The 6,896-nt window shown below is 40.8% G+C and carries 6 protein-coding genes and 1 pseudogene; all 7 read right to left on the minus strand.

Annotated elements, in window-relative coordinates; all coding sequences use genetic code 11:
• Window positions 1-259: 259 nt before the first annotated feature.
• The 7 genes and pseudogenes from AC0YNT_RS30265 to AC0YNT_RS30295 all read right to left on the minus strand — a co-directional run bounded on the left by AC0YNT_RS30265 (window position 260) and on the right by AC0YNT_RS30295 (window position 6,428).
• On the minus strand, window positions 260-1,066 hold the full coding sequence (locus AC0YNT_RS30265; protein ID WP_475807876.1) for an arylamine N-acetyltransferase family protein: 807 nt from the start codon (window positions 1,064-1,066) through the stop codon (window positions 260-262).
• Between the two features lie 711 nt (window positions 1,067-1,777).
• Window positions 1,778-2,230 carry a GNAT family N-acetyltransferase gene (locus AC0YNT_RS30270; RefSeq protein WP_475807877.1) on the minus strand — a complete coding sequence of 151 codons (453 nt, stop codon included), beginning with the start codon at window positions 2,228-2,230 and terminating at the stop codon, window positions 1,778-1,780.
• Between the two features lie 223 nt (window positions 2,231-2,453).
• Window positions 2,454-2,579 (minus strand): annotated as a pseudogene (locus AC0YNT_RS30275) (GyrI-like domain-containing protein); the annotation flags it as partial.
• 12 nt (window positions 2,580-2,591) lie between these two features.
• A complete protein-coding gene (locus AC0YNT_RS30280) occupies window positions 2,592-3,302 on the minus strand; it encodes an AraC family transcriptional regulator (RefSeq protein ID WP_475807878.1) in 711 nt (236 codons plus the stop codon).
• Window positions 3,303-3,457: 155 nt separating this feature from the next.
• Complete coding sequence (locus tag AC0YNT_RS30285; protein WP_475807879.1) at window positions 3,458-3,724, minus strand: hypothetical protein; 267 nt, start codon at window positions 3,722-3,724, stop codon at window positions 3,458-3,460.
• Window positions 3,725-4,150: 426 nt separating this feature from the next.
• Window positions 4,151-4,423, minus strand: coding sequence for a hypothetical protein (locus AC0YNT_RS30290; protein WP_475807880.1), 273 nt, complete (start codon window positions 4,421-4,423; stop codon window positions 4,151-4,153).
• Window positions 4,424-4,994: 571 nt separating this feature from the next.
• Entirely contained in the window at window positions 4,995-6,428 is a 1,434-nt protein-coding gene (locus tag AC0YNT_RS30295) for an MATE family efflux transporter (RefSeq protein WP_475807881.1), read from the minus strand.
• Between the last annotated feature and the right edge of the window lie 468 nt (window positions 6,429-6,896).

Below are 6,896 nucleotides of genomic sequence, written 5' to 3' on the forward strand. Positions count from 1 at the left end.
AATAAAAAAGCCGCAGTTTTTGCGACTTTCATTGTATAGATGTTCCTGTCGTCCGACAAGCTGGTTGTGTCACAATCATGGTCTTTTGTCGTAGGACAAGAAGTTATATCGATAAAAGACAAGAATGTGTATCTGTCTCCCTCACATCTTTTCTGTGAGTTGTCACTACGCTAAACTGCCCTTTACTTCAACAGGCAACTGATCATATGGATCAGCTGCCATTTTGTTGTTCTCAACTAACGTTCCTCGTTTAAATGAATTATAGTTTTGAGGAAAAGTTTCCAAAGGTTCTAATATTAAACTCATTAATGAGCATTTTCTTAAATATAGTGTCATCTATTTCCTTTTTAGTTTCTTTACCATTATTCAATTCGATGAAAGAAGCATTCGTTAATATTATTATTCCTCGTTCATTTATCTTTGTGACTAATGGTTTTTTATTAAAACGTGATTCGGGATGTTCTATTATTAACTTCTGCACTTCATTCAGCACGGAAAAATCTTTTACTTCCTCTGTGGAATTAAATATATAACCTAATTTCCAATCTTCCTGTCTATGTTTTAATCTAATATATAAAAAATACTCACCGTCTTTACTACGGTTTTTTTCCACTCTAAATTCTCCATTATGAGATTCAACAACACTTCCACTTAAGGGTATAGGTCTTAAAGGTAAGTTTGCTCCGAAACCAGTATCAACTACATATTGATGATCTTCATGAGTGATTAAATTTAAAATATGTGTCTTTCCAGCGGCACTCCAACGTTTTTCATTATGGTCGTATGTTCTACCCCTAACAAGGGTCGAAGTAAATCCATTTTCAATTAAGAACAAATGCAGAATAGTATTGAGCTCATAACACAGCCCGCCCTCATTTCTAGTAATTATTTTGTTTATTAAATTCTCTTTGGTAATATTTCTTGCACTATTGTCAATGACACAAAGATTTTCAAATGGTATCTCTCGTGCAATTCTTTCAAGTAAAACATCTAAGTTATCAAACTGTATTGTTTCATGAGATAACATTCCAATTCTTTGCCGAAATAGTGTATTTAAATTTTTCATATCGGATTAACCTCCAAACATTCTTGCTTAATCTACCTAAGCCTATGGACATTATTGTCCGCTACTGCTAGCAATGATTGTTGTTCAATCATAATTTAAACCTTCCTTTAGAGCAATTAATTATAGATTGCTTCAAATACGTGTCCACTGCATGCATTAAATATTTGAACTAATCTGTCCTTAACGTAACAAAGCTGCCGATCGTGTACCGGCAGCTTTATTCAGTTTGATTAGTAATTCTGAATTCGTCCCCTTTACGTTCTAACCAAAATTGATAATTGGAGTCACCAGTAGTTTCTATTTGCCTGTCCTGCCATTTAAGCACCTCAGTAACTTGGTTTATATTATTAATTTGGTTTCTATCAGTGATTATAGTGAGCACGACAGGTCTCCCCGTCATATCAGCAACTCTTATCCACTCTGAATTACTATCGTCTTTTGAGCACGCGCCTAAAATAAGAAAAATGACTAGCACAAATACAACTTTTATTCTCTTTATATTTCCCCCTAGAATTCCCAAATCAAATTGACCCTTATTAGAATACCACAATTCTACCCATCACTTGATAAACAGTAGTAGCCGTTCAATATTGATCGGCTGCTGCACTGCTTATGTTGAACAATCGTTTCCAGATAGTTTAATTAGTCAGAGCGTAATGAACTAATTCTTCATAAACGCCTGATTTTAATATTTGTTTAGGGAAGTTAACTTCAGTTTTCATCCCTATTTTTTTCATTACGGTGTATGATGCTCGATTTTTCACCATTGCAGCAGCAAATATACGTTTTAAGTTTAGGGTCTGTAAAGCCAAACTTACATATTGATTGGGCAGCCTCTGTGGCATATCCTTGTCCCCAATAAGGATGACCTACCCAATATGCTAACTCAGCCTGATTTTCGCTTTTGGCGACACGTAAACTTACGCAACCAATAAGCACCTCATCTTCCTTCCTTATCATTGCGAAAGAGTATATATCACCATTATTGAATGCATTTCGAATACGTTCTATCCATGCTTCAGCTGCTCTATCAGGATGTGGATGAGGAATAGTGAGTGTTGTCCGAGCAACTTCTTCATTTCCAGCTAATAATTGTACTGTTTTTGCATCCGAGGGTTCAAACAATCTAAGAATTAACCGGATCGTTTCCAATCTTGGACCCATACACTTTACCTCCTAAAAATAGAACTTGTATTGGAAGTATTCTCCATGTAACTAAAACAAATCCTGTCCTTTCATTCAATAAAAGAGGCAGTAGATCCTCTGATCTACTGCCTCTGTATTGATTAAACTAAAGTTCCCAGTTAACGTAATGAAGCTGCCGATCGTGCCGGCTGCTTCATCCTTGGTTGTACGATGGAACTAACGCTCTTCGTTAGTTCCATCGTTACTTTTTCTTTACTGGTATCCAGATCTCACCCTGTGTATGCCCTGGCATTCCATAATACATTTCGAATTGAGGACTCTCAACCTGTTCGTATCCAGATGTCGGGAACCATTCGGTATATACCCGTTCCCATAGTTTTTATAAATCACATTGCGGCTCCGGGAAAATAGCCCATGTTAAAGCTGGAACAGAAAGCTTTGTAAATCTCTTCGGAATTTCAAGTCCCTTCGGTAGATGATAGCAAACCATGTACTTGAATGATTCTCCCGTATGGTCATATAAGGCAGCGTGCAGCACGGTATTACCAAACCGCCCCAGCAACTCGTTCATTAGATCCACACTGCCGTCCTCATCACATTGTTCACGGAACTGAGGAACATCAGTAAATGCTGTTTGAAAATCCTGACTAACAAGACCATAAACGCCGAACATCTCAAAAGCTCCTCTTTGTTCTATCCGGTAATTCATCTCGACATCTCCTCTTTTTGAGATATGAAAGGACATTCGAGGATAGGCTTTTAAGGAAACGCCTTTATCGCGCGCAGATATCGGCATGATCCCATGGAGATTCTTGAACGCCCGTGCGAACGCTTCTGGCGATTGGTATCCATATTTCATGGCAACATCGATCACCCTTGCATCGGTTGTCTGCAGTTCAAAAGCCGCTAATGTCAAACGTCGACGTCGGATGTACTCGGATAACGAGATTCCGGTGATGAACGGGAACATTCGTTGAAAATGATACGTAGAGCAACAGGCGATCTGCGCTATGTCATCATATGAGATATTGTCCTCCAAATTCGTTTCGATATAATCCATGGCGCTTTTCATCCTCTCCAACCAATCCATCGTTCTCCCTCCCTTCGAGTTAAATACTATCGCAAATAAAAATGACTTTCCGTGCATTTCCTGCCCTTTACTTCACAAAAATGGCAACTGATCATCTAGATCAGCTGCCATTTTTTTGTTCTCAACTAACGTTCTTACGATAGCTTAATGGTTAGTTAATGAGACTCGTCTTTAAAATGAAAATGTTCGTGATGGATAGCATCCATTCCAACTAATTTTCCATTCTTTTTATGGTAATACGAAAAATCTTTATTAATTGGCATTTTAAGAAGTTGATAATTATTTTCCCTGGGCATTGTTTCAATTTGTTTAATAGCTAATTCGCGTGTTGTATATAGTCCAACCGGAAAGAAATTCGGGAATGGCTTTGAGGTAGAACTTTCTGCTACGAATATTCCCCAGACAAATGTATCCTCCAACATCTTACCGTTCACCTTACTTTCCAAAAGTTATACTAAAGTTCCCAGTTAGTTCAACTTTTCTTGCTTACTTTCCGTTCGAATTCTCTCTAACTTAATAAATTCTCTTGAGAGTAGTAATAAACAAATCAGAATGAAAACTAGAACTGTCCAAAATGTGAATAAAGCAGGTTTTTGATAAATCTGTTCCCAAAATGCCGGTTCAGTATCGATCGAGTCGTGCTTCTTTTTCAAGAAAAGCAATCACCCATATTTGATAAACCTTCGATAATAAGTAGCAAAAAAATAACCCTATGAATCCTCCCAAATAATAATATGGGTGAATATAATCTTAAACATACTAACCCTCCTTTTGCCGGCACAGCTTTAAGTTTGGCCTTCAGCTATCGTTCCCCGTCCCTCGTTTAGCTTAAGCTTCGAAAATTTTATTCAAGGCTTATCTGCCGGATTTATAAAAACAAGCTTTCCGGTGTATTTATTTTCATCTTTTGTTTTAAAATCGTATATTACGCTATAAATTTCTCCTTCTAAAATAAGGTTCCAAGTATTTTCATTAGTTACTTTCAGCTGAACCTCCTCAGGATGTTTTCCTAAATCTTCAACCTTAATCCAGTATGAGTTCCTCTCTGAATTCTCTTTACTGACAACTTTTATTAGCCCAGAAGTCGTGCTTGTGGAGCCACATGATGCAAGTATACTCACTAAAAGCACAACAGTAGAATTTTAAGTAATTTGTACATTAATACACCTACCTTTGAATTATGGAGCCACTCTATAAAATAAGTAAAGCATCATTTAGTATAGAGATTACTCTTTAGACGTAAAAAAATTCCATTTGTTACGCAAACCTGCCCTTTACTTCAATGAAGAACGGCAGCTGACCATCAAACCAGCTGCCGTCGTGTTGTATTGAGCTATATTTCCTAGTTATATCGTAGTCATCTGGCATCACAATATCGTCGAACTGAGTAGCTAACTTAAAGGAACTCTTCTCCCCAACCATTACTAATTGATATTTCTTGTAAAGTCCCAGTTGGACCAAATAAGACTATTAGTTCAGATAATGCTTTATCGTCTCCGAGTTTAAGTTGCTGTTGAAGTCTATCCAAAGTAGTTATACCAAACAAGACAAGGATATCCTGTTTGTTTGTTGAGCTGTCTGCCCAATAGCTTAACGAAAGAAAGAGCTGCTACCGCGGTGGCTGCTATGTGCTAGATACGCTCCAAGCATACGAAAAACAGCCGGTCGTGATAACCCGCTGTTTTCTCTTTATTACATATGTCCAGCCGCTGACGTTGCCGGTATTTTTCCAGTCTTCGCTTTAACTCGCGACCAGTCGATCGTCAGGTAGCGCCACCCGTTGGCAACCGCCGTTAGTACGATCAGCATGCACAGCGCCGACCAAGCGCCTGTTTGCCCCCAATCGAGTACCCTGGTCAACAGGACCGTCAATGGAATGAATAACAACCAGTTCAAAGCGAGTGCCGTCCGTGACAAAAACGTCGTATCACCTATGCCTCGAAGTCCACCGCCGAAGATAATGTTTGCCCCTGTGAACAACTGCACGCAAGCGGTCAGATGGATGAGCGAAACCGCCGTTTCATACACCACCGCCTCCGAGGTGTACAGCTTGGCGATCGGCAAGGCGAACAAGAAGAAGACGACCGAGATCAGCGCCATAAAGATCAGGCCCAGATAAACCGTCACAATGCCGAATCTTCTGGCAGCAGCGCCATTACCCTTGCCCACCTCCTGTCCAATCCCGATCGTAGCCGCAGCGCCGAAGCCATTTGAAGGCATGAACCCGAAGGACAAAATGTTAAGTGCAATCTCGTTGGCGGCGATCGCCGTCGTGCCAAGTCTTGTGATACAGGCAGTAAACACAAGCATCCCAACGCTGTTCGACAGCTCCGCTATACCAAGCTTCATGCTTTCGAACAAAAGCAGACGCACCTGTTGCATCTCGATGCGTACCCAGCTCCGCGTTGCGTACGTGCCACTCATGAAACGGTAATATACGAGCAAACTGAGCAGGAAGGTAGCCGCCTCGGCAGCCACCATGCTCCACGCCGCACCTTGAAGTCCGAGTTTCGGAAAGCCGAACTCCCCATATGCCAAGACATAAGTTAATGTGACCACTAGCGCGCTATTAATGAGCGAGAGAGTCATTGGCGTACGCGTATCCCCGACGGCCCGCATATAGGCAAAGAACACTGTATTAAACATCGTGAAGATCAGTGCGAGCATTCTCACCAGCAGATAAGGGGAACCGAGAGTGAGGATGGTCTCATTAGAGCCCATCAGGTAAAGAATCCCATAAGGGAGCAGAAAGCTGCCCGCAAGCAGAGTAATTCCCTGTACGGCTGTGATGAGCAGGGCAATCTGCATCCGCTGGTTTCCCTGCCGGATATTGCCGGAGCCATTGTTCTGGGCAACGAGAAAGTTAATCGCTCCTTGTACGCCGGAGAATAAGGCCCACAGGTTATAAATGATAATGTTCGTAATGCCAACAACCGCGATCGATGCCGCTCCCAGATTTCCGACGATCATGAGCACCAGCAAGCCAGTGAAGGTCATGGAGGAGAAGGTGGCGATGGAAGGGATCGCTAATTGGAGGATTCGTTTGACTAACAGCAAGACTGCACCTCTTGTTCGTAAAGGATTCGATTCTGCCTGTTCCATACGATAGGCGAAACCTGCTTCCATTATAGGAGAGAGTCTTCCTGCTGAAAAGAAGTGATATGAAGATCAGTTACTATCCTTAGGTATAGTGGCGGGAAATAGGATACCACACTCCGCCCAGTTTACGTCGAAGGGAATTGTATTAGTAAAAGAAACGTTAAATCAATCTTACTGCCTTTATTCATTGCCATTGTATTTGAAGATTTATTTGATTTATTTATAAGGCTATTACTACCTGCAAGAAACCTCTGAGAGAGCTAACGATAAGCCCACCTCTTAATTCTGTATCATGGTCATTTTTTAAACTAATCTGCCCTTAACTTAATAGCAGAACAAGCAGCTGACGCCGCGGCAAACCGCTCCCTAAAACATTGAACTAATGTTCCCCGTCCCTCGGTTTTAAGGGTTTATCTCACATATACTCACTCATTCGCAGGATTTCAACACCTTAGATCAGATCAATCTTAGGATAGAGAACAGATGAACCCGTTT

The sequence above is a fragment of the Paenibacillus sp. J22R56 genome (assembly GCF_056269375.1).

What these genes read in the sequence shown, in the direction of transcription:
- AC0YNT_RS30265 (WP_475807876.1), bottom strand. Translation starts at nt 1,066, where the DNA reads ATGAAAAATTTAAATACACTATTTCGGCAAAGAATTGGAATGTTATCT.
- AC0YNT_RS30270 (WP_475807877.1), bottom strand. Translation starts at nt 2,230, where the DNA reads ATGGGTCCAAGATTGGAAACGATCCGGTTAATTCTTAGATTGTTTGAA.
- AC0YNT_RS30280 (WP_475807878.1), bottom strand. Translation starts at nt 3,302, where the DNA reads ATGGATTGGTTGGAGAGGATGAAAAGCGCCATGGATTATATCGAAACG.
- AC0YNT_RS30285 (WP_475807879.1), bottom strand. Translation starts at nt 3,724, where the DNA reads ATGTTGGAGGATACATTTGTCTGGGGAATATTCGTAGCAGAAAGTTCT.
- AC0YNT_RS30295 (WP_475807881.1), bottom strand. Translation starts at nt 6,428, where the DNA reads ATGGAAGCAGGTTTCGCCTATCGTATGGAACAGGCAGAATCGAATCCT.